This window comes from Pseudomonas sp. B611 (assembly GCF_055407965.1).
In genome coordinates this window covers 640,006-661,697 of record NZ_JBUZST010000001.1, presented here as the reverse complement: position 1 = coordinate 661,697, position 21,692 = coordinate 640,006, and the positions used below count along the sequence as shown (strand labels likewise).

The 21,692-nt window shown below is 60.4% G+C and carries 20 protein-coding genes; 1 reads left to right on the top strand and 19 read right to left on the bottom strand.

The window, feature by feature from the left end; translation table 11 throughout:
* Positions 1 to 20: 20 nt before the first annotated feature.
* The 7 genes from ACZRMO_RS03105 to ACZRMO_RS03075 all read right to left on the bottom strand — a co-directional run bounded on the left by ACZRMO_RS03105 (position 21) and on the right by ACZRMO_RS03075 (position 6,031).
* Positions 21 to 857: a peptidoglycan DD-metalloendopeptidase family protein gene (locus ACZRMO_RS03105; protein WP_463971860.1), complete on the bottom strand. Its 837-nt coding sequence runs from the start codon at positions 855 to 857 to the stop codon at positions 21 to 23.
* Between the two features lie 210 nt (positions 858 to 1,067).
* Entirely contained in the window at positions 1,068 to 1,703 is a 636-nt protein-coding gene (locus ACZRMO_RS03100) for a protein-L-isoaspartate(D-aspartate) O-methyltransferase (RefSeq protein WP_177325361.1), read from the bottom strand.
* A gap of 41 nt (positions 1,704 to 1,744) precedes the next feature.
* The gene (surE, locus tag ACZRMO_RS03095) at positions 1,745 to 2,494 is read right to left on the bottom strand and encodes a 5'/3'-nucleotidase SurE (protein ID WP_124526016.1); all 750 of its coding nucleotides are present in this window, start codon (positions 2,492 to 2,494) and stop codon (positions 1,745 to 1,747) included.
* Positions 2,482 to 3,540 carry a tRNA pseudouridine(13) synthase TruD gene (truD, locus tag ACZRMO_RS03090; protein WP_124526017.1) on the bottom strand — a complete coding sequence of 353 codons (1,059 nt, stop codon included), beginning with the start codon at positions 3,538 to 3,540 and terminating at the stop codon, positions 2,482 to 2,484. Before truD ends, surE begins: the two co-directional genes overlap by 13 nt.
* Positions 3,537 to 4,010 (bottom strand): 2-C-methyl-D-erythritol 2,4-cyclodiphosphate synthase, encoded by a 474-nt coding sequence (gene ispF, locus ACZRMO_RS03085; protein ID WP_012722614.1) that lies wholly within the window; start codon positions 4,008 to 4,010, stop codon positions 3,537 to 3,539. Before ispF ends, truD begins: the two co-directional genes overlap by 4 nt.
* Positions 4,011 to 4,064: 54 nt before the next feature.
* Positions 4,065 to 4,910, bottom strand: a complete 846-nt coding sequence (gene fghA, locus ACZRMO_RS03080; RefSeq protein WP_124526018.1) for an S-formylglutathione hydrolase — start codon at positions 4,908 to 4,910, stop codon at positions 4,065 to 4,067.
* A gap of 8 nt (positions 4,911 to 4,918) precedes the next feature.
* Positions 4,919 to 6,031: an S-(hydroxymethyl)glutathione dehydrogenase/class III alcohol dehydrogenase gene (locus ACZRMO_RS03075; RefSeq protein WP_124526019.1), complete on the bottom strand. Its 1,113-nt coding sequence runs from the start codon at positions 6,029 to 6,031 to the stop codon at positions 4,919 to 4,921.
* A 109-nt stretch (positions 6,032 to 6,140) separates the two neighbouring features.
* Between ACZRMO_RS03075 and ACZRMO_RS03070 the strand changes: the two genes are divergently transcribed.
* Positions 6,141 to 7,037: a LysR substrate-binding domain-containing protein gene (locus ACZRMO_RS03070; RefSeq protein WP_463971859.1), complete on the top strand. Its 897-nt coding sequence runs from the start codon at positions 6,141 to 6,143 to the stop codon at positions 7,035 to 7,037.
* A 129-nt stretch (positions 7,038 to 7,166) separates the two neighbouring features.
* Here ACZRMO_RS03070 and ispD read toward each other — a convergent pair whose 3' ends face one another.
* From ispD to fabZ, 12 genes are all read right to left on the bottom strand, one after another.
* Positions 7,167 to 7,874 (bottom strand): 2-C-methyl-D-erythritol 4-phosphate cytidylyltransferase, encoded by a 708-nt coding sequence (gene ispD, locus ACZRMO_RS03065; RefSeq protein WP_463971858.1) that lies wholly within the window; start codon positions 7,872 to 7,874, stop codon positions 7,167 to 7,169.
* Positions 7,871 to 8,149 carry a cell division protein FtsB gene (ftsB, locus tag ACZRMO_RS03060; protein ID WP_003231201.1) on the bottom strand — a complete coding sequence of 93 codons (279 nt, stop codon included), beginning with the start codon at positions 8,147 to 8,149 and terminating at the stop codon, positions 7,871 to 7,873. The genes ispD and ftsB overlap by 4 nt, the downstream gene beginning before the upstream one ends.
* Before the next feature lie 171 nt (positions 8,150 to 8,320).
* Positions 8,321 to 9,610 (bottom strand): phosphopyruvate hydratase, encoded by a 1,290-nt coding sequence (gene eno, locus ACZRMO_RS03055; protein WP_017739105.1) that lies wholly within the window; start codon positions 9,608 to 9,610, stop codon positions 8,321 to 8,323.
* A gap of 157 nt (positions 9,611 to 9,767) precedes the next feature.
* The gene (gene kdsA / locus ACZRMO_RS03050; RefSeq protein WP_010212442.1) at positions 9,768 to 10,613 is read right to left on the bottom strand and encodes a 3-deoxy-8-phosphooctulonate synthase; all 846 of its coding nucleotides are present in this window, start codon (positions 10,611 to 10,613) and stop codon (positions 9,768 to 9,770) included.
* Between the two features lie 5 nt (positions 10,614 to 10,618).
* Positions 10,619 to 12,250 carry a CTP synthase gene (locus tag ACZRMO_RS03045; protein ID WP_010212443.1) on the bottom strand — a complete coding sequence of 544 codons (1,632 nt, stop codon included), beginning with the start codon at positions 12,248 to 12,250 and terminating at the stop codon, positions 10,619 to 10,621.
* Between the two features lie 273 nt (positions 12,251 to 12,523).
* On the bottom strand, positions 12,524 to 13,834 hold the full coding sequence (gene tilS, locus ACZRMO_RS03040) for a tRNA lysidine(34) synthetase TilS (protein WP_463971857.1): 1,311 nt from the start codon (positions 13,832 to 13,834) through the stop codon (positions 12,524 to 12,526).
* A 161-nt stretch (positions 13,835 to 13,995) separates the two neighbouring features.
* A complete protein-coding gene (locus ACZRMO_RS03035) occupies positions 13,996 to 14,943 on the bottom strand; it encodes an acetyl-CoA carboxylase carboxyltransferase subunit alpha (RefSeq protein ID WP_017137153.1) in 948 nt (315 codons plus the stop codon).
* 138 nt (positions 14,944 to 15,081) lie between these two features.
* Positions 15,082 to 18,603: a DNA polymerase III subunit alpha gene (gene dnaE / locus ACZRMO_RS03030; RefSeq protein ID WP_124526023.1), complete on the bottom strand. Its 3,522-nt coding sequence runs from the start codon at positions 18,601 to 18,603 to the stop codon at positions 15,082 to 15,084.
* A gap of 77 nt (positions 18,604 to 18,680) precedes the next feature.
* Positions 18,681 to 19,313, bottom strand: coding sequence for a ribonuclease HII (rnhB, locus tag ACZRMO_RS03025; protein ID WP_124526024.1), 633 nt, complete (start codon positions 19,311 to 19,313; stop codon positions 18,681 to 18,683).
* Positions 19,310 to 20,449 (bottom strand): lipid-A-disaccharide synthase, encoded by a 1,140-nt coding sequence (gene lpxB / locus ACZRMO_RS03020; protein ID WP_463971856.1) that lies wholly within the window; start codon positions 20,447 to 20,449, stop codon positions 19,310 to 19,312. The genes rnhB and lpxB overlap by 4 nt, the downstream gene beginning before the upstream one ends.
* Before the next feature lie 2 nt (positions 20,450 to 20,451).
* Positions 20,452 to 21,228 (bottom strand): acyl-ACP--UDP-N-acetylglucosamine O-acyltransferase, encoded by a 777-nt coding sequence (lpxA, locus tag ACZRMO_RS03015; protein ID WP_124526026.1) that lies wholly within the window; start codon positions 21,226 to 21,228, stop codon positions 20,452 to 20,454.
* Positions 21,225 to 21,665: a 3-hydroxyacyl-ACP dehydratase FabZ gene (fabZ, locus tag ACZRMO_RS03010; RefSeq protein WP_003172281.1), complete on the bottom strand. Its 441-nt coding sequence runs from the start codon at positions 21,663 to 21,665 to the stop codon at positions 21,225 to 21,227. Before fabZ ends, lpxA begins: the two co-directional genes overlap by 4 nt.
* Positions 21,666 to 21,692: the final 27 nt, after the last annotated feature.

Genomic DNA, 21,692 nt, shown 5'->3' with positions numbered 1-21,692 from the left:
GGGAACAGGCTGACAACAAATCAACGACGGGGTAGGAATTGCAGCGGATCTACAGGTTTCCCTTGGCGGCGAATCTCAAAGTGCAGTTTCACCCGGTCTGTACCAGTTGACCCCATTTCGGCAATTGTCTGTCCGACTTTGACCTGCTGCCCCTCCCGAACCAACAGCCTGCGGTTATGTCCGTAGGCACTGACGTAGGTATCGCTGTGCTTGATGATGACCAGCTCGCCGTAGCCCCGTAAACCACTCCCGGCGTACACCACTGTCCCATCAGACGCAGCTAAAACAGGCTGTCCCAAATCCCCGGCGATATCAATGCCTTTATTCAAACTACCGTTTGAAGAGAATTTTCCAATAAGCACTCCGTTTGAGGGCCATCCCCAACCCGTCGGCGCAGGTCCGGCAGGTGGCAGTGACGCAGGTGCAGGCTTGCTCGCAACCGTAGGCGCGGCGGTGCCTGCAGGCCGGGTGATGATGGTGGTTTTGCTCGAAGACGACGGCGAAGACGTGCTGTTTGTGACCACGGCCGCAGGCGTTGAACCGGTGCGCCCATCAAAGCGAATCGTCTGACCCGGATGTATCGTGTATGGCACAGGAATATTGTTACGAGCTGCGAGCGCCTTGTAGTCCCAGCCATAACGGAAGGCAATCGAGAACATCGTGTCGCCTTTGCGCACGACATATTGCCCGGTGGTCACCGTCGGTTTTTGCGGTACCGCACTATTGCGGTCAACCACCCGTGCGCCGCTGCTTGGCGAGCTGGAACACCCCACCAACAAGGAACTCAAGACAAGGCCAAGCACCAGTCGCTGAAAGCTTGTTTTACTCATACGCTGCGCAAGACCTGTGAGACTCACCCGCCGCTCCCTTATATGGTGGCTGAACATGAATGCCTGTATCAGGCTTGAAATATGACGCAAGTATAACTGGGCATTGGCTTTTTACCGGCACACGACTGAAACGAAAAATTCATCATGTTTAATCCCGATCACCCATCATGTTGACTCTGTAGACCCCGGCGTAAGACACATCCTCGCCAACAGAATTCACTGCCGGCGCACAAATGATCAGGCCAGCGGGCCATTAAGCAGCGGGACGAAGCGCACAGCGCCCAGCACATGCCGTGAAAAACCTTCGTCTTCGCGGATGATGAGCATCAATTGTTGCACTTCGCCGGAGCCCACCGGGATCACCAACCGACCACCCGGGGCCAATTGATCGAGCAACGCTTGGGGAACATCAGTGGCCACGGCGGTAACGATAATGCCGTTGTAAGGTGCCAGCGCCGGCCAACCCTCCCAACCATCGCCCCAGCGGAACACCACGTTACGCAGATTCAACTCGGCCAGGCGCTCTTTGGCGCGGTCCTGCAGGACCTTGATGCGCTCCACCGAAAACACCCGTTCCACCAACTGTGACAGCACCGCTGTCTGGTAGCCCGAGCCGGTGCCGATCTCCAGCACCTTGTCCAGTGGCCCCGCCGCCAGCAGCAACTCGCTCATGCGCGCGACCATGTACGGCTGGGAAATGGTCTGGTTATGGCCAATGGGTAGCGCCGTGTCTTCATAGGCGCGATGCGCCAAGGCCTCATCGACAAACAAGTGCCGAGGCGTACGCCGGATCACTTCCAACACCTGGGCGTTGGACAGCCCCTCTTCGTACAGGCGCTGGATCAAACGCTCACGGGTACGCTGGGAGGTCATTCCGATGCCCCGGCGCAGCAGGTCGTCTTGTTCGCGGCCCATCAGTTCAGCGCCTCCAGCCAGCCATCGAGGCTACTGAAGGCATCACTGAAGGTGCGATCAAGTTGCAACGGGGTAATCGACACATAACCTTGCATCACCGCATGAAAGTCAGTGCCCGGGCCGCCGTCTTCGGCATCGCCGGCGGCGGCGATCCAATAACCTTCCTTGCCACGCGGGTCGACCACCTTCAACGGCGCTGCCGCACGGGCACGGTGGCCCAGGCGCGTCAGCTGGATGCCACGGATGTGGTCGAGGGGCAAATTGGGAATATTGACGTTGAGCACCGTACGCGGCGGCAGGTCCAGGGAGCCGTGGGCCTCGACCAGCTTGCGCGCAAAATAGGCCGCGGTCGGCAGATTGTCCAATTGGCGCGAAGCCAACGAGAAGGCGAACGAAGTACGGCCGAGGAAGCGCCCCTCAAGGGCCGCCGCCACCGTACCGGAATACAGCACATCGTCACCCAGGTTGGCGCCGAGGTTGATGCCCGACACCACCAGGTCCGGCTCGCGATCCAACAGGCTGTTGATCGCCAGATGGACGCAGTCGGTGGGGGTGCCGTTCACGCTGATAAAGCCGTTGGCCAGAACCTGCGGGTGCAGTGGACGGTCGAGCGTCAGCGAACTGCTGGCGCCGCTCTTGTCCTGGTCGGGGGCAACCACCACGCACTCGGCGTAATCTTCCAGCGCAGCATAGAGCGCGGCAAGACCGGGTGCGGTGGCACCGTCATCGTTTGATATCAGAATACGCATGGGCTGTCCGTCTGCCCCACCGGCACCAGATCAACAAGCTCGCGCACCAAGACAGTGGCGAAGCATCCGGCCGGCAGGACGAATTCCAATTGCAGAATGTCAGGCCCGGGATAATGCCACGTCAACCCGCCAATGGGCAGTCGCAGAATGCGACGCTCCTGGCTCATGCCCGCATTCACCAGCCAATCGCGCAGCTCGGCTTCGCTGGCGGCGACGGCCTGTTCCAGTGCATGGGTTGCGCCGCTGGCGGGCGAATCGCCCTCCCCCCATTGCGGCCCCGTCGGGTGCAGGTCGAGGATCGCCAGGCGCGGGTCGCTGCATTCAGCCTCGCCGGCCGGGAAAAAGCTGCGACTGTCGGTAAACGCCAGCAGGTCACCGACTTGGGCGCGCTGCCAGGAGCCGTCGGCAACACGGGCCGCCAACACCTTGTTGAAGAGGAAACTGCGCGCGGTGGACAACAGCCGCGAACGCACATTGCGCTGCTCCGGCAAGGCCTTGCGCGCCGCCCACTCACGGGCATCAACCACGTTGCCGCCGTTGTGGCCAAAACGCTGGGCGCCGAAATAGTTGGGAATGCCGTGCTGGGCAATCAGTTGCAACCGCGCGTCGATGGCCGCGGTATCACCGGCCAATTGGGTCAGGCGCAAGGTGAAGCCGTTCGCCGAATGCGCGCCACGTTGCAACTTGCGCTTGTGGCGGGCCATCTTGAGGATCTTGAGCGTGTCGTTTTCCGCACCGCTCATGTCTGGATCAGCCTTGCCCGGCAACTGCACGCTGAACCACTGGCGCGTCAGCGCCTGGCGATCCTTGAGCCCGGCATAGCTGACGGTACGCAACGGCACGCCAGCGGCCTTGGCGATGCGTCGCGCGGCTTCTTCGGTATTGAGGCCACGTTTCTCGACCCACAACCACAGGTGCTCGCCATCGCCGGTCAACGGGATGTCCAGCACTTCATCGACCTGGAAATCTTCAGCAGTGGCCTTCAGCACGGCACTGCCCAACGCCTCGCCATAGGCCCGTGGGCCCAACAGTTGCAGGTCGTTCATGCGCGCAGCAACAAGGCGACGGAGTGCACCGCAATGCCCTCTTCACGACCGGTAAACCCGAGCTTTTCGGTGGTGGTGGCTTTCACGTTCACTTGATCCAATTCTATTTGCAGATCCGCGGCAATCAGCGCGCGCATCGATTCGATATGGGGGGCCATTTTCGGCGCCTGGGCCACGATGGTGTTATCGACGTTGCCGACTTTCCAGCCCTTGGCGTGGATCAGGCCTACAACGTGGCGCAACAGGACGCGACTGTCCGCACCCTTGAAGGTGGGATCGGTGTCTGGAAAATGTTTGCCGATATCACCCAACGCCGCTGCGCCGAGCAAGGCATCGCTCAAGGCATGCAACACAACGTCGCCGTCGGAATGAGCCAGCAACCCATGGTGGTGTGCAATGCGCACGCCACCCAAGGTGATGAAGTCGCCCTCAGCGAAACGGTGCACATCGTAGCCGTGGCCAATACGCATAAAAAAACGCCCCGATTTAATTCAGGGCGTGATTCTACCTACTTTTGCCACACATTAACCGAGCAAAGCACGGCCATGATGTCGCAAATGTTCTTCGATGAAGCTAGCGATAAAGAAGTAGCTGTGGTCGTAGCCAGGTTGCAGGCGCAGTTCCAGCGGATGACCGGCCGCCTTCGCCGCTTGCTGCAAGGCTTCGGGCTTGAGCTGCACGGCGAGGAAGTCGTCGCGGTCACCCTGATCCACCAGCAATGGCAGCTTTTCCGAGGCTTCGCTGATCAGCACGCAAGCGTCCCACTCACGCCACTTCGAGCGTTCTTCCCCCAGGTAACGGGAGAAGGCTTTCTGGCCCCACGGGCAATCCATCGGGTTGTTGATCGGCGAAAACGCCGACACCGACAGGTAACGCCCAGGATTGCGCAACGCACACACCAACGCGCCATGGCCGCCCATGGAATGGCCGCTGATGCCGCGCTTATCCGAAGCCGGGAAATGCGCTTCGACCAACGCCGGCAATTCCTGCACCACGTAGTCATGCATCCGATAGTGCTTGGCCCAGGGTTCCTGGGTGGCATTCAGATAGAAGCCCGCGCCCAGGCCAAAATCCCAGGCGTTGTCCGGGTCGCCCGGCACACCCGGGCCACGTGGGCTGGTGTCCGGCGCGACGATGATCAGCCCCAGCTCGGCGGCCATGCGCTGGGCACCGGCCTTCTGCATGAAGTTCTCATCGGTGCAGGTCAGGCCCGACAGCCAGTACAGCACTGGCAACTTGCCGCCCTGCTCCGCTTGCGGCGGCAGGTAGACGGCAAAGGTCATGTCGCAACCGAGCACATCGGAGTGATGCTTGTAGCGTTTATGCCAGCCGCCAAAGCTTTTCTGGCACGACAGGTTTTCCAGACTCATGGCCGACCTCAGAAGTGGATGACGGTGCGGATGCTCTTGCCTTCGTGCATCAGGTCAAACGCTTTGTTGATATCTTCCAGGCCCATGGTGTGGGTGATGAAGGTGTCCAGCGGGATCTCGCCGGTCTGGGCCATTTCCACGTAGCTTGGCAATTCAGTACGACCGCGCACGCCGCCGAAGGCCGAACCACGCCAGACGCGACCGGTCACCAACTGGAACGGGCGCGTGGAAATTTCCTGGCCAGCACCGGCCACGCCGATGATCACCGACTCACCCCAGCCTTTATGGCAGCACTCAAGGGCGGCACGCATCAGTTGCACGTTGCCGATGCACTCGAAGGAAAAGTCCACGCCGCCGTCAGTCAAATCGACAATCACATCCTGAATTGGGCGGTCGTAGTCTTTCGGGTTGATGCAGTCAGTGGCGCCCAGTTGCTTGGCGATTTCGAACTTGGCCGGGTTGATGTCGATGGCAATGATGCGGCCAGCCTTGGCTTTTACCGCGCCGATGATGGCCGACAGGCCGATACCGCCGAGGCCGAAGATGGCCACGGTGTCGCCCGGCTTGACCTTGGCCGTGTTGATCACTGCACCGATACCGGTGGTGACGCCACACCCCAGCAAGCAGACTTTTTCCAGCGGTGCTTCTTTAGGAATCTTGGCCACGGAAATTTCCGGCAGCACGGTGTACTCGGAGAAGGTCGAGGTGCCCATGTAGTGGAAAATCGGCTGACCTTTGTAGGAGAAACGCGTGGTGCCATCCGGCATCAAGCCTTTGCCCTGTGTGGAACGGATGGCCTGGCACAGGTTGGTCTTGCCCGACAGGCAGAATTTGCACTTGCCGCATTCCGGGGTGTACAGCGGGATCACGTGGTCGCCGACCGCTACCGAAGTCACGCCCTCGCCAATCGCTTCAACCACTGCACCACCTTCGTGACCGAGGATCGACGGGAAGATGCCTTCCGGGTCCGCGCCCGACAGGGTGTAGGCGTCGGTGTGGCACACGCCGGACGCGACCACGCGCAACAGCACTTCACCAGCCTTGGGCATAGCGACATCCACTTCAACGATTTCAAGAGGTTTCTTGGCTTCGAAGGCTACGGCGGCACGGGACTTGATCATCCGGGTTTCTCCATGGAGTTAAAAACTGAGGCGCAGAGTGTAAAACATGGCTGAGTGATGAATAATCCAGGCAAAAGCAAAACATTATTGCTACACAGGGATAATCAAAATGTTGGAAAACCGCTGGGAAGGCATCGATGAGTTCGTCGCCGTCGCCGAGTGCAGCCAGTTCACAGCGGCCGCCGAGCGGCTGGGTGTGTCGTCGTCCCATATCAGCCGGCAAGTGGCGCGCCTGGAAGAGCGGCTGCAAACGCGCTTGCTCTATCGCAGCACGCGCAAGGTCACCCTGACTGAAGCGGGCCAGACGTTCCTGCAGCATTGCCAACGTTTGCAGGACGGTCGCGAAGAGGCCCTGCGCGCGGTCGGTGACCTCACCAGCGAGCCCAAGGGCATGTTGCGCATGACCTGCGCCGTGGCCTACGGCGAGCGGTTTATCGTGCCGTTGGTGACGCGGTTCATGGCGTTGTATCCGCAATTGCGTGTGGATATAGAGCTAAGCAATCGCCAACTGGACCTGGTGCACGAAGGCCTCGACCTGGCGATTCGCCTCGGGCGCCTGCAGGATTCGCGCATGGTCGCCAGCCGCCTGGCACCGCGACGCATGTATGTGTGTGCATCACCGTCCTACTTGGCGCGGTATGGTCGGCCACATAGCTTGTCGGAATTGAGTCGGCATAACTGCCTGATTGGTAGCTCGGACATCTGGCAACTGGCCCAGGACGGGCGGGAGTTTGCCCAGCGCGTGCAGGGAAACTGGCGCTGTAACAGTGGGCAGGCGGTGCTGGATGCGGCGCTGCAAGGCGTCGGGTTGTGCCAGTTGCCGGATTATTACGTGCTGGAACATCTGCACAGTGGTGCGCTGGTGTCGTTGCTGGAGGCGCATCAGCCACCGAATACGGCGGTGTGGGCGCTGTATCCGCAGCAGCGGCATTTGTCGCCCAAGGTTAGGAAGCTGGTGGACTTTTTGAAGGCGGGGTTGGCGCAAAGGCCGGAGTACAGCCAGTGATTATGGGTTGTGTGTGCCGGCCTCATCGCAGGCAAGCCTGCTCCCACCTTTGACCGTATTCCTACAGGATAAACGCGGTCCAATGTGGGAGCTGGCTTGCCTGCGACGAAGTCGACCCGGTGCAGCTGACTACCGCCGGTTAGCCCACCGCAACCGCAACCACTCGAGATCTTCAGGCCGGGTCACCTTGATATTGTCCGAACGCCCTTCAATCAAGCGCGGCGCCTGGCCGGACCATTCCATCGCCGAGGCTTCGTCGGTGATCACCGCATCCGCCACCAAACTATCGGCCAACGCGCGGTGCAACGCACCGAGGCGGAACATTTGTGGCGTGTAGGCTTGCCAGATCAAGCTGCGATCAACGGTTTCCACCACCCGCCCGTGCTTGTCGACGCGCTTGAGCGTATCGCGGGCCGGCACGGCCAACAGGCCGCCGACGGGGTCATCGGCCAGTTCCATCAGCAACTTATCGAGATCATCGCGACTCAGGTTAGGTCGCGCCGCATCGTGTACCAACACCCAATCATCGTCACTGGCGCCCAGGGCATTCAATTGCAGCAACGCATTGAGCACCGAACCCGAGCGCTCGGCACCACCGTCGGCACGCTGGATGCGCGGGTCAGCAGCACAGGCCAGGCTGGGCCAGTAGGGATCATCAGAAGCAAGACTGACCACCAGGCCCTTGAGCGTTGGATGGTCGAGAAAACAGCCAAGGCTGTGTTCGAGAATTGTGCGCCCGCCCAATTGCAAATATTGCTTGGGACGGTCCGCGGCCATACGGGCACCGACGCCCGCGGCAGGAATCACGGCCCAGAAGGCCGGCAAAACGGTACTCATTGGGCCAACTGGTAGAGGGTCTCGCCCTCCTTGACCATGCCCAACTCATGACGAGCCCGCTCTTCCACGGTCTCCGTGCCTTTTTTCAGCTCAAGCACTTCGGCATCGAGGACGCGGTTGCGCTCCAGCAGGATTTCATTTTCGGCGTGCTGTGCAGCAATTTGCTCGGTCAGGTCTTTTACCTGCGCAAAGCTGCCATTCCCCACCCATAGGCGGTACTGCAGGCCAGCCAGCAACAAGAGCAAGACGAGGAACAACCAATTGGGACTGCGCATCGAAATCCGGGTATCCAGTGAAAAAAGACAGCCATGCAAAACTTTTGCAGCAACTGATAGCACGAAGCCTGGAAGAACCAGGCTTGTGCTAGATAGCCATGAGATTAGCGTCGAAATCTACACTGTCGTGTTTTTTCCGACGCAATCCGCCGACTTTTTACCATTTACAGCTCAGCCGCGAAACTCATCGCGACCGTTGTACTTGGCTTTACCAGCCAGTTGCTCTTCGATACGCAGCAATTGGTTGTACTTGGAAACGCGATCGGAACGGCACAGGGAGCCGGTCTTGATCTGGCCCGCCGAAGTGCCCACGGCCAGGTCGGCAATGGTCGAATCTTCGGTTTCGCCGGAGCGGTGGGAGATCACGGCGGTGTAGCCCGCAGCCTTGGCCATCTGGATGGCTTCCAGGGTTTCGGTCAGGGTGCCGATCTGGTTGAACTTGATCAGGATCGAGTTGGCGATCTTCTTGTCGATGCCTTCTTTCAGGATCTTGGTGTTGGTCACGAACAAGTCGTCACCCACCAGCTGGATTTTCTCGCCGATCTTGTCGGTCAGGATTTTCCAACCGTCCCAGTCGGACTCGTCCAGGCCGTCTTCGATCGAGATGATCGGATAGCGCTGGGTCAGGCCCTTCAGGTATTCAGCAAAACCTTCGGAGTTGAACACCTGGCCTTCGCCGGACAGGTTGTATTTACCGTCTTCGTAGAACTCGCTGGCCGCGCAGTCCAGGGCCAGGGTCACGTCGGTGCCCAGCTTGTAGCCAGCGTTGGCCACGGCTTCGGAGATCACTTTCAGCGCATCTTCGTTGGACGCCAGGTTCGGTGCGAAACCACCTTCGTCACCCACGGCAGTGCTCAGGCCACGGGCCTTCAGCACGGCTTTCAGGTGATGGAAAATCTCGGTGCCCATGCGCAGGCCTTCGGAGAAGGACTTGGCGCCAACCGGCTGCACCATGAATTCCTGGATATCGACGTTGTTATCGGCGTGCTCACCACCGTTGATGATGTTCATCATCGGCACCGGCATCGAGTAGACACCCGGCGTGCCGTTCAGGTTGGCGATGTGGGCGTACAGCGGCAGGTCCTGGTCCTGGGCAGCAGCCTTGGCCGCAGCCAGGGATACGGCGAGGATGGCGTTGGCGCCCAGGCTGCCTTTGTTTTCGGTGCCGTCGAGCTTGATCATTGCCAGGTCGAGGGCTTTCTGGTCAACCGGGTCTTTACCCAGCAGCAGGTCGCGGATCGGGCCGTTGATGTTGGCTACAGCCTTGAGTACACCTTTGCCCAGGTAACGGCTCTTGTCGCCATCACGCAGTTCCAGCGCTTCGCGCGAACCGGTAGACGCACCGGACGGCGCACAGGCGCTGCCAGTGATGCCATTATCGAGAAGCACGTCGGCTTCGACGGTGGGGTTGCCACGGGAGTCGAGAACTTCACGACCTTTGATGTCGACGATTTTTGCCATTGTTGTAAACACTCCAAAGTTGACGAAAACGACGCAGCTGAAGGAAAACTTTTGACCGACCGCAAGGGTGGAACAACGGGGCAGGCTTGCAGGCGACAAGGCTCAGGCCCGGGGGCCTGAGCATTTAGCGTGGGATACTTTACCGGAGAAACGCGGCTTACGCGGTCTCTACCGTCGGAAAACTCTTGACCAGTTCGTCCAACTGCTTGAGCTGGGCCAGGAACGGCTCCAGCTTGTCCAGGCGCAGGGCGCACGGGCCGTCGCACTTGGCGTTGTCCGGGTCCGGGTGGGCTTCGAGGAACAGGCCCGCCAGGGACTGGCTGATGCCGGCCTTGGCCAGGTCCAGCACCTGGGCACGGCGCCCGCCAGCGGAATCGGCACGACCACCGGGCATTTGCAGCGCGTGGGTCACGTCGAAGAACACCGGGTATTCGAACTGTTTCATGATGCCGAAACCGAGCATGTCCACCACGAGGTTGTTGTAGCCGAAGCTCGAACCACGCTCGCAGAGGATCAACTGGTCGTTACCCGCTTCCACGCACTTGTTCAGGATGTGTTTCATCTCCTGGGGTGCGAGGAACTGGGCTTTCTTGATATTGATCACAGCGCCGGTCTTGGCCATCGCGACAACCAGGTCGGTCTGGCGCGACAGGAAGGCCGGCAACTGGATGATGTCGCACACCTCGGCGACCACGGCAGCCTGCTCAGGCTCGTGGACGTCGGTGATGATCGGCACGCCGAAGGCTTGCTTGATGTCCTGGAAGATCCGCATGCCTTCTTCAAGGCCCGGGCCGCGATAGGAGGTCACGGACGAACGGTTGGCCTTGTCGAAGCTGGCCTTGAACACGTAAGGGATACCGAGTTTCTCGGTGACCTTGACGTACTCTTCACAGACCTGCATCGCCATGTCGCGGCTTTCCAGCACGTTCATGCCGCCGAACAGCACCATGGGCTTGTCGTTGGCAATCTCGATGTCGCCGACGCGAATGATCTTCTGGGCCATCAGGGTTACGCCTTCTTCTGGTGTTGCGTCAATGCGGCCTTGACGAAACCGCTGAACAACGGGTGACCGTCGCGCGGCGTCGAGGTGAACTCCGGGTGGAACTGGCAAGCGACGAACCATGGATGATCCGGTGCTTCAACCACTTCAACCAAAGCGCCATCACCGGAGCGACCGGAGATTTTCAGGCCAGCCTCTTTGATTTGCGGCAGCAGGTTGTTGTTCACTTCGTAGCGGTGACGGTGACGCTCGACGATCACGTCCTTGCCGTAGCAATCGTGAACCAGCGAGCCCGGCTCCAGCAGGCAGTCTTGCGCGCCAAGGCGCATGGTGCCGCCCAGGTCGGAGGCTTCGGTACGGGTCTCGACCGCGCCGGTGGCATCTTCCCACTCGGTGATCAGGCCCACGACCGGGTGGCCGCTCTTGCTGTCGAACTCGGTGGAGTTGGCGTCTTTCCAGCCCAGCACGTTACGGGCGAACTCGATAACGGCCACTTGCATGCCCAGGCAGATACCCAGGTACGGTACCTTGTTTTCACGAGCGTACTGCACCGCAGTGATCTTGCCTTCCACGCCACGCAGGCCGAAACCGCCTGGCACGAGGATCGCATCCACACCTTCGAGCAAGGCAGTGCCTTGGTTCTCGATGTCTTCGGAGTCGATGTAGCGCAGGTTGACCTTGGTACGGTTGCTGATACCGGCGTGGCTCATCGCTTCGATCAGCGACTTGTACGCGTCCAGCAGTTCCATGTACTTGCCGACCATGGCGATGGTGACTTCGTGCTCAGGGTTGAGCTTGGCGTCAACCACGGCTTCCCACTCGGACAGGTCCGCGCCGTTGCATTGCAGGCCGAAACGCTCGACCACAAAATCGTCCAGGCCTTGCGAATGCAGGATGCCCGGGATCTTGTAGATGGTGTCGGCGTCTTCCAGCGCGATCACCGCACGTTCTTCAACGTTGGTGAATTGCGCGATCTTGCGACGCGAGGAGATGTCGATCGGGTGATCGGAGCGGCACACCAGCACGTCCGGCTGCAGGCCGATGGAACGCAGTTCCTTGACCGAGTGCTGGGTAGGCTTGGTTTTGGTTTCGCCGGCGGTGGCGATGTACGGGACCAGGGTCAGGTGCATCAGCATCGCGCGCTTGGCGCCGACTTCGAAACGCAACTGGCGGATGGCTTCGAGGAACGGTTGGGATTCGATGTCACCCACGGTGCCACCAATCTCGACCATCGCCACGTCGGCATCGCCTGCACCCTTGATGATGCGGCGCTTGATTTCGTCGGTGATGTGCGGGATCACCTGGATGGTTGCACCCAGGTAGTCACCACGGCGCTCCTTGCGCAGCACGTGCTCGTAGACACGGCCGGTGGTGAAGTTGTTGTTCTGGGTCATGGTCGTGCGGATGAACCGCTCGTAGTGGCCCAGGTCCAGGTCGGTCTCGGCGCCGTCGTGGGTGACGAACACTTCACCGTGCTGGAACGGGCTCATGGTGCCCGGGTCAACGTTGATGTACGGGTCCAGCTTGAGCATGGTGACCTTAAGTCCCCGCGCCTCCAGGATGGCCGCCAATGAAGCCGATGCGATGCCTTTCCCCAATGAAGAAACAACACCGCCCGTGACGAATATGTAGCGCGTCATGAAAAACCCTAGAAGTCTGCGTTAAAGCGGTCCGAGCCGCCGGGGAAAGCGAAGAGAGGCCGAAGCCCCCGATCACCTGCATTAATCACAGTGCACCTTTCAAAAAAACCGCCGCGTTGTGACAGACCAGCAATGAAACACCGGTACGTTGATCGCTACACATTTTTTGGAATCGCCCAGCAAAGACTGCTTGGTAATCGGCAACTGCTGCGATTCAGGCGAATCCACAGAAGTTGTATCAAGAAGGGAGCGTAGTCTACCGGAAAGGCTCTATCAGCTCAAACCTTGATCGCACGTCTGTGGCATCCAATGTAATTGCCAGTCGCCCGTCGAGTCTGGCCATAGCCCAGCGAGGGTTGGCACCGCCAGCAATTGCCCGCCCTGATACAGCAGCGGCAATCTGCCACGCATGAAGCCTGGCAAGCCACCTTCGTTCAGCAGACGCTTCAAGTCACGCCGGCCTCGGCCGGGCACTTCGACGATTTCGCCGCCTTGACGATAGCGGATCTCCAGCGGGCCTTCGGGTGGCTTGCCGACAAATTCCAATCGACCATTGCCGAGTAACTCTAGTGGGTTTTGCGGTTGGGGCCAGCTTACCGATGCGTCGGAAAAATCCGACCAAGCGGCAGGCACCCACCAGATGCGCTCGGCGCAACGGTGCAGTTCGCCGTCGGCAAGGCGCCACAGCGGCTGCGCGTCACGCTTGGCATCACGCAGGGAATACCAACTGGCCCAGTGATCGCTGTCGGGTAGACGGGTCAGCGGGGTCAGCCAGTAACGCATGACGTTGCGCTGGCGAGCATCGGAAAGCTCGCGCAATGGCGCAAGCGCCAACGACGGCAGTGGCAGCCAAGGAAATGGCGACGGCTGATCGGCGGCATGCAGGTCGATCTGCGCCAGCTCATCAAGCAGGCCCTGGGCTTCGCCCAGGTGTTCGGCGGTGCGTGCAAGGCTGTTGACAGCTTGCGGCCAGCGCTCCGTCAGCAGCGGGAATACTCGCTGGCGCAGGTAATTGCGCGAAAACCGAGTGTCAGCGTTGGACGGATCTTCAATCCACGTGAGTTGATGTTCGTGGGCATAGGCTTGCAACTCAGCACGTGAGGCATCCAGCAGCGGTCGCACCAAATGCCCAGCCGCCAAGTCGCGATGTAAAGGCATCGCCGCCAACCCACGCACCCCTGCCCCGCGCAGCAGGCGAAACAGCAGGGTCTCGGCCTGATCGTCGCGATGCTGGCCGGTCAGCAACACCTCACCGGCGCCGACCACCTCGGCAAACGCCTGGTAACGCGCCTCACGAGCGGCACGTTCAAGGCTGGCGCCGGGCTGGACCTGTACGCCCATGACGCGCAGGGGCACGCCCAGGCGGTCGCAGATCGATTGGCAATGGCTTGGCCAGGCGTCGGCGGCAGCTTGCAGGCCGTGGTGGACATGGATGGCGTTGAGCGGCGGGAGGTGTTCGGTGCTGGCCAGGAGGTGCAGCAGGACAGTGGAATCAAGACCGCCGGAGAAAGCGATATGCCAGGCGGGGGCGTTGCGCCAGGGGGCCAGGGCTTGCAGGAGTTTGGCGGCTGAGGAAGGTGTCATGAAAAATACCGCCATCAATCTGGAATGCGATAACCCAGCATACACAAAGCAAATGTGGGAGCGGGCTTGCTCGCGAAGGCGGTGTGTCAGTCACTGTAAAGGTTGACTGATCCACCGCTTTCGCGAGCAAGCCCGCTCCCACATTTTAGTACTGCGTCAGCTTACAGGCCGTAGCTCATCAGACGCTCATAACGACGCTTCAACAGCGCTTCGTTATCCAGCTTCTTGAGCATCGCCAGTTGCGAGCCCAGTTCAGCACGGATGGTCGCAGCGGCAGCCGCCGGGTCGCGGTGAGCGCCGCCCAGTGGCTCGGCGATGACCTTGTCCACGATACCCAGGCCTTTGAGGCGATCGGCGGTGATGCCCATGGCTTCGGCAGCGTCCGGCGCCTTTTCTGCGGTTTTCCACAGGATCGAGGCGCAACCTTCCGGCGAGATCACCGCGTAGGTCGAGTACTGCAGCATGTTCAACTGGTCGCACACGCCGATGGCCAGTGCGCCGCCGGAACCACCTTCACCAATCACGGTGGCGATGATCGGGGTTTTCAGGCGGGACATCACGCGCAGGTTCCAGGCGATGGCTTCGCTCTGGTTGCGCTCTTCGGCGTCGATACCCGGGTAGGCGCCCGGGGTGTCGATGAAGGTCAGGATCGGCATCTTGAAGCGTTCGGCCATTTCCATCAGGCGGCAGGCCTTACGGTAGCCTTCCGGGCGCGGCATGCCGAAGTTGCGGCGAACTTTTTCGCGCACTTCACGGCCTTTCTGGTGACCGATGACCATTACCGGCTGGTCGTCCAGGCGAGCGATACCGCCCACGATGGCCGCGTCGTCGGAGAAGTGGCGGTCGCCATGCAGCTCGTCGAATTCGGTGAAGATGTGCTGAATGTAGTCCAGGGTGTACGGGCGGCGCGGGTGGCGAGCCAGGCGCGCGATCTGCCAGCTGGTCAGTTTGCCGAAGATGTCTTCGGTCAGGGTGCTGCTCTTGTCCTGCAGGCGAGCGATCTCATCGCCGATATTCAGCGAATTGTCATTGCCGACCAGGCGCAGTTCTTCAATCTTGGCTTGCAGGTCAGCGATCGGCTGTTCGAAATCAAGAAAATTCGGGTTCATAAGCGTCCGTCTTGGGTCGACGGCCAAGGAGTGCCTGGCCAGCCGGTGGTCTATTCGCGCCCTACCTTAAGGGAGAGGCGCGTTTAGGTCGAGATTAAATGTTCAGTCGAGATCAGGCTTTCTATTGCCACCTGGCCATCAACGGTATTGGAGGAAGACGTTGTCTCGCCCGAACTGGTCACGCAAAGCTTGAATCAAGCCATCCGCGGGATCAATTCGCCAGGTCTCGCCGAACTGCAGCATTGCCTTGGCGTCGCTGCCGGTGTACTCCATGGTCACCGGGCACGCGCCACGGTGGCGTTTGAGCAAGTCGCCCAACCAGCGTAGCTGATCGCCCTTGAGCGCCTCGGTTTTGACCTTCAGGCGCAGGCTTTCGGCCAGGTTGGTGCGCGCGTCTTCCATGCTCATCACCCGCTTGATCCGCAGGCGCAGGCCACCGGAGAAGTCGTCATTGCTGACCTCCCCTTCCACCACCACCATGGCATCGGTCTGCAACAACGACTGCGCCGAATGGAACGCATCGGCAAACAGCGACGCTTCGATGCGGCCCGAGCGGTCGTCGAGGGTGATGAAACCCATCTTGTCGCCCTTTTTATTCTTCATCACCCGCAGGGCGATGATCATGCCGGCAACGGTCTGGGTGTCGCGGGCCGGCTTCAGGTCGATGATGCGCTGGCGGGCAAAACGGCGGATTTCGCCTTCGTATTCGTCAATCGGGTGACCGGTCAGGTACAGGCCCAAGGTGTCTTTCTCACCCTTGAGACGTTCCTTGAGCGTCAACTCCTTGGCCTTGCGATGGTTGCCGTAGACGTCCGCGTCTTCTTCGACAAACAAGCCGCCAAACAGGTCGGCGTGGCCGCTGTCGTGGGTACGGGCGGTCTGTTCGGCGGCCTTGATCGCCTCTTCCATGGCGGTCAGTAGCACCGCACGGTTACGGTCGATATTGGCTTGGTAGGCCTTGGGCTCATCGTGGAAATACGGGCCGAGACGGTCGAGCGCGCCGCTGCGGATCAGGCCATCAAGGGTACGTTTATTGATGCGCTTGAGGTCGACCCTCGCGCAGAAGTCGAACAGATCCGCGAACGGCCCGCTCTGGCGCGCTTCAACAATGGCCTCCACCGGGCTTTCGCCCACGCCTTTGATCGCGCCCAGGCCATAAATAATGCGGCCTTCGTCGTTCACCGTGAACTTGAACTCCGAGGCGTTCACGTCCGGCGCGTCGAGGCGCAGTTTCATGGTGCGCACTTCCTCGATCAAGGTCACGACCTTGTCGGTGTTGTGCATATCCGCCGAGAGCACCGCGGCCATGAACGGCGCTGGGTAGTGGGCCTTCAGCCAGGCGGTCTGGTACGACACCAGGCCGTACGCAGCGGAGTGGGATTTGTTGAAGCCGTAACCGGCGAATTTTTCCACCAGGTCGAAGATGTTACCGGCCAAGTCGGCGTCGATATTGTTGGTGGCGCAACCTTCAATGAAACCGCCGCGCTGCTTGGCCATTTCCTCGGGTTTTTTCTTACCCATGGCCCGCCGCAGCATGTCCGCACCGCCAAGGGTGTAGCCGGCCATGACCTGGGCGATCTGCATCACCTGTTCCTGATACAGGATGATGCCGTAGGTCGGTGCCAGCACGGGCTTGAGGCCTTCGTACTGGTAGTCGGAGTGCGGGTAAGCCAGCTCGGCGCGACCGTGCTTACGGTTGATGAAGTCATCCACCATGCCCGATTGCAGCGGGCCCGGACGGAACAGGGCCACCAGTGCGATCAAGTCTTCCAGGCAGTCGGGCTTGAGCTTTTTGATCAGCTCTTTCATGCCCCGCGACTCAAGCTGGAACACCGCCGTGGTTTCGGCTTTTTGCAGCAACTGGTAGGTCGGTTTGTCGTCCAGCGGGATAAACGCGATATCCAGCGGCGCTTCGTCAACCTTGGCGCGCTCGCGGTTGATGGTCTTGAGCGCCCAGTCGATGATGGTCAGGGTACGCAGGCCGAGGAAGTCGAACTTCACCAGGCCGGCCGCCTCCACGTCATCCTTGTCGAACTGGGTTACCAGGCCGTCGCCGGCTTCGTCGCAATAGATCGGCGAAAAGTCGGTGAGCTTGGTCGGAGCGATAACCACACCACCGGCGTGCTTACCGACGTTACGCACCACACCTTCAAGCTTGCGGGCCATGTCCCAGATTTCGGCGGCTTCTTCGTCGATCTTGATGAAGTCGCGCAGGATCTCTTCCTGCTCGTAGGCCTTTTCCAGGGTCATGCCGACTTCGAACGGGATCATCTTCGACAGGCGATCCGCCAGGCCGTAGGACTTGCCCTGCACCCGCGCCACGTCACGGATTACAGCCTTGGCCGCCATGGAACCGAAAGTGATGATCTGGCTTACGGCGTTGCGGCCGTACTTCTCAGCCACGTATTCGATCACGCGGTCACGACCGTCCATGCAGAAGTCGACGTCGAAGTCGGGCATGGAAACCCGTTCCGGGTTCAGGAACCGTTCGAACAGCAGGTCATATTCCAGCGGGTCAAGGTCGGTAATCTTCTGTACATAGGCCACCAGCGAACCGGCACCCGACCCCCGGCCCGGCCCCACCGGTACGCCGTTGCTTTTGGCCCACTGGATAAAGTCCATTACGATCAGGAAGTAACCGGGGAACCCCATCTGGATGATGATATCCAGCTCGAAATTCAGCCGATCGACGTAGACCTGGCGCTTGGCCTCGTAGTCTTCGGTGGTGTCCTTGGGTAGTAGAACAGTCAGGCGATCTTCCAGACCGTCGAACGACACCTTGCGGAAATATTCGTCGATGGTCATGCCATCGGGAATCGGGAAGTTGGGCAAGAAGTGCTTGCCCAGCTTCACTTCGATATTGCAGCGCTTGGCGATCTCGACGGAGTTTTCCAGGGCCTCGGGCAGGTCGCTGAACAGCTCGGCCATCTCGTCGGCGCTTTTGAGGTATTGCTCTTCACTGTAGTTTTTCGAGCGGCGCGGGTCATCCAGGGCTCGGCCTTCGCCGATGCACACGCGGGTCTCGTGGGCCTCGAAATCTTCCTTCTTGATGAAACGCACATCGTTGGTCGCCACCAGCGGCGCGCCCAGCGTGTCAGCCAGGGCCACGGCGGCGTGCAGGTGCTCTTCGTCGTTGGGGCGGTTGGTGCGCTGCACTTCCAGGTAGAAACGGTCAGGGAAGACCTGCATCCACTCGCGGGCCAGCACTTCGGCTTCCTGCGGGTTGCCGCCCAGCAGCGCGAGACCGATCTCGCCCTCTTTGGCGGCCGACAGCATGATCAGGCCTTCGCTGGCCTCGGCCACCCACTCGCGCTCGATGATGATCGAACCATTGCGCTGGCCGTCGATGAAACCCCGGGAAATCAGCTCGGTGAGGTTGCGGTAACCGACACCGTTCATCGCCAGCAGGCTGATGCGGCTCAGGGCGTTGTCCGGGTCTTTGTTGGACAGCCACAGGTCGGCGCCGCAGATCGGCTTGATGCCGGCGCCCATGGCGTTTTTGTAGAACTTGACCAGGGAACACATGTTGTTCTGATCGGTAACCGCTACCGCAGGCATGTTCATGCCCACCAGGGTTTTGACCAGCGGTTTGATCCGTACCAGGCCGTCGACCAGGGAGTATTCAGTGTGCAGGCGCAGGTGAACGAATGAAGCCGGCATAGTGATCCTGTCTAGAAACTTAGAAACAACAAGGCCCGGGATTGTACCGGGCCTTGAGCAAAACATCAGCCTCGCGACTACAGCTCGCCGAGAGCTTCCCGCGCCTCGTAAGCCAGGCGAACCGGGGCAAACGAACGACGATGGATCGGCGTTGGGCCGAGGCGCGCCAAGGCTTCCAGATGAACGGGCGTCGGGTAGCCCTTATGGCCACCAATGCCGTAGCCGGGGTAGATCAATTCGAAGGCGGCCATTTCACGGTCGCGGCTGACTTTGGCCAGGATCGACGCGGCGGCAATCGCCGGCACCTTGCTATCACCCTTGACCACCGCTTCAGACGGCATCGCCAGTTTGGGGCAGCGGTTGCCGTCGATCATCGCCATTTTCGGGGTGATGTGCAGGCCTTCGACCGCGCGCTGCATGGCGAGCATGGTGGCGTGGAGGATGTTCAGTTCGTCGATTTCTTCGACTTCGGCCCGGGCGATGTGCCAGCTCAGGGCCTTTTCACAGATCTCATCGAAGAGCTTTTCACGGCGGGCTTCGGTGAGCTTTTTTGAGTCATTGAGGCCGAGGATCGGGCGGTTCGGATCAAGGATCACCGCCGCCGTGACAACAGCGCCGCACAGCGGGCCGCGCCCCACTTCATCAACACCGGCCACCAGTTCGTGGGCTTCGGCAACCAGGCTGAAGTCCAGGCCCATTTGCGTCGTCATACTGTTTCCTGTTTTTGACCGATCAAGGTCAGCACGGCATCCGCCGCCTGGTTCGACGCATCACGGCGCAAGACGCGATGAATGGCGTCAAAACCGCGGGTCTGCTCTTCGCCGCCATCGATCAGGGGTAATACGGTTTGCGCCAGGGCTTCGGGCGTTGCGTCGTCCTGCAACAACTCCGGAACCAGCAAGCGTTGGGCCAGCAGGTTGGGCAAGGAGATGTAGGGACTTTTGACCATGCGCTTGAGAATCCAGAACGTCAGCGGCGCCAGGCGATAGGCCACGACCATCGGGCGCTTGTACAGCAGCGCTTCCAGGGTCGCAGTGCCCGAGGCGATCAACACGGCATCACAGGCCGCCAGGGCCAGGTGTGATTGGCCGTCGAGCAGGGTCAACGGCAGGTTGCGCCCTTCAAGCAAGGTTTCGATTTGTGCTCGACGTTGCGGGCTGGCACATGGCAGCACGAAACGGATGCCCGGCTTCAAGGCCATCAGTCGTTCGGCGGCATCGAAAAACAACGCACCCAAACGGCCGACTTCGCCGCCACGGCTACCCGGCATCAACGCCACCAGCGGGCCATCGGGCAAGCCCAGCTCGGCACGAGCCGCCGCGCGATCTGCTTGCAGCGGGATGGCGTCGGCCAGGGTGTGGCCGACAAAACGCACCGGCACGCCCTTCTCTTCGTAGAACCTGGCCTCGAACGGCAGCAGGGTCAGCATCAGGTCGCAGCCTTCGCGGATCTTCAGCACACGCTTCTGCCGCCACGCCCACACGGACGGGCTGACGTAATGCACGGTCTTGATCCCGGCCTGACGCAACTTGAGTTCGATATTGAGGGTGAAGTCCGGCGCGTCGATGCCGATGAAGACGTCGGGCTTTTCTTCGATCAGGGTTTGAATCAGCAGCTTGCGCCGAGCCAGCAGCTCGCGCAGACGGCCCAGCACTTCCACCAGCCCCATGACCGACAAGCGCTCCATGGGAAAGTAGGACGTGAGGCCTTCGGCCTGCATCAGGGGGCCACCCACACCGATAAATTCAACCGCAGGATGCTGGGCCTTGAGGGCCCGCATCAGGCCTGCGCCCAGAATGTCGCCGGAAGCTTCACCGGCCACCAGCGCAATACGCAGATTGGCCATGATCAGCGGGTGATGCCGCGAGTCGATGCCTGGATCGAGTCACGGAATATCGCGACTTCCGGGAACAACGCCGACGGCTCGGCCAGTTCGGTCAGCGCCTGGTCAACCGTCAACCCCTGGCGGTAAACCACCTTGTAGGCACGGCGCAGGGCGTGAATGGCTTCTTCGCTGAAACCACGACGGCGCATGCCTTCGAAGTTCATGCTGCGGGCTTCGGCCGGGTTGCCGAACACGGTGACGAACGCTGGAACGTCCTTGCCGATGGCGGTGCCCATGCCGGAAAAGCTGTGGGCGCCGATATGGCAGTACTGATGCACCAGGGTGAAACCGGACAAAATCGCCCAGTCGTCAACGTGTACATGGCCAGCCAACGCGGTGTTGTTGACCAGGATGCAGTGGTTGCCGATCACGCTGTCGTGGCCGATGTGGGCATAGGCCATGACCAGGTTGTGGTCGCCCAGCGTGGTCTCGGCACGATCCTGCACGGTGCCACGGTGAATGGTCACGCCTTCTCGGATGATGTTGTGGTCACCGATTACCAGGCGTGTTTCTTCACCCTTGTACTTCATGTCCGGGGTGTCTTCGCCTACCGAGGAAAACTGGTAGATGCGATTGTGTTTGCCAATACGGGTCGGACCTTTGAGGATCACGTGTGGCCCGATGACAGTCCCCTCGCCGATTTCAACACCTGCGCCGATGATCGACCAAGGGCCGACCTCAACGTCGGCGGCCAGCACGGCCGACGGATCGATGATTGCGCGAGGGTCAATCAAACTCATAGTTTGCGTTCCGCACAGATGATCTCGGCAGAGCACACCGGCTTGCCATCCACCGAGGCCTGGCACTCAAACTTCCAGATCTGGCGTTTGCAGCTGATGAACTTGGCTTCCAGGATCAACTGGTCACCCGGGGTGACCGGATTGCGGAAACGCAACTTGTCGGAACCCACGAAATAGTAAAGCGTGCCGTCGGCAGGCTTGAGGTCAAGCATTTTGAAACCAAGGATACCGGCAGCCTGGGCCATCGCTTCAATGATCAACACGCCCGGCATGATTGGATGCGCGGGAAAGTGACCGTTGAAGAACGGTTCGTTGATGCTGACATTCTTGTAGGCACGAATGCGCTTTTCCTCGACATTGAGGTCCACTACACGGTCCACCAGCAGGAACGGGTAACGGTGAGGCAGGTATTCGCGAATCTCGTTGATGTCCATCATTTCGGGGGGAAGCCTGTAATAAAGATT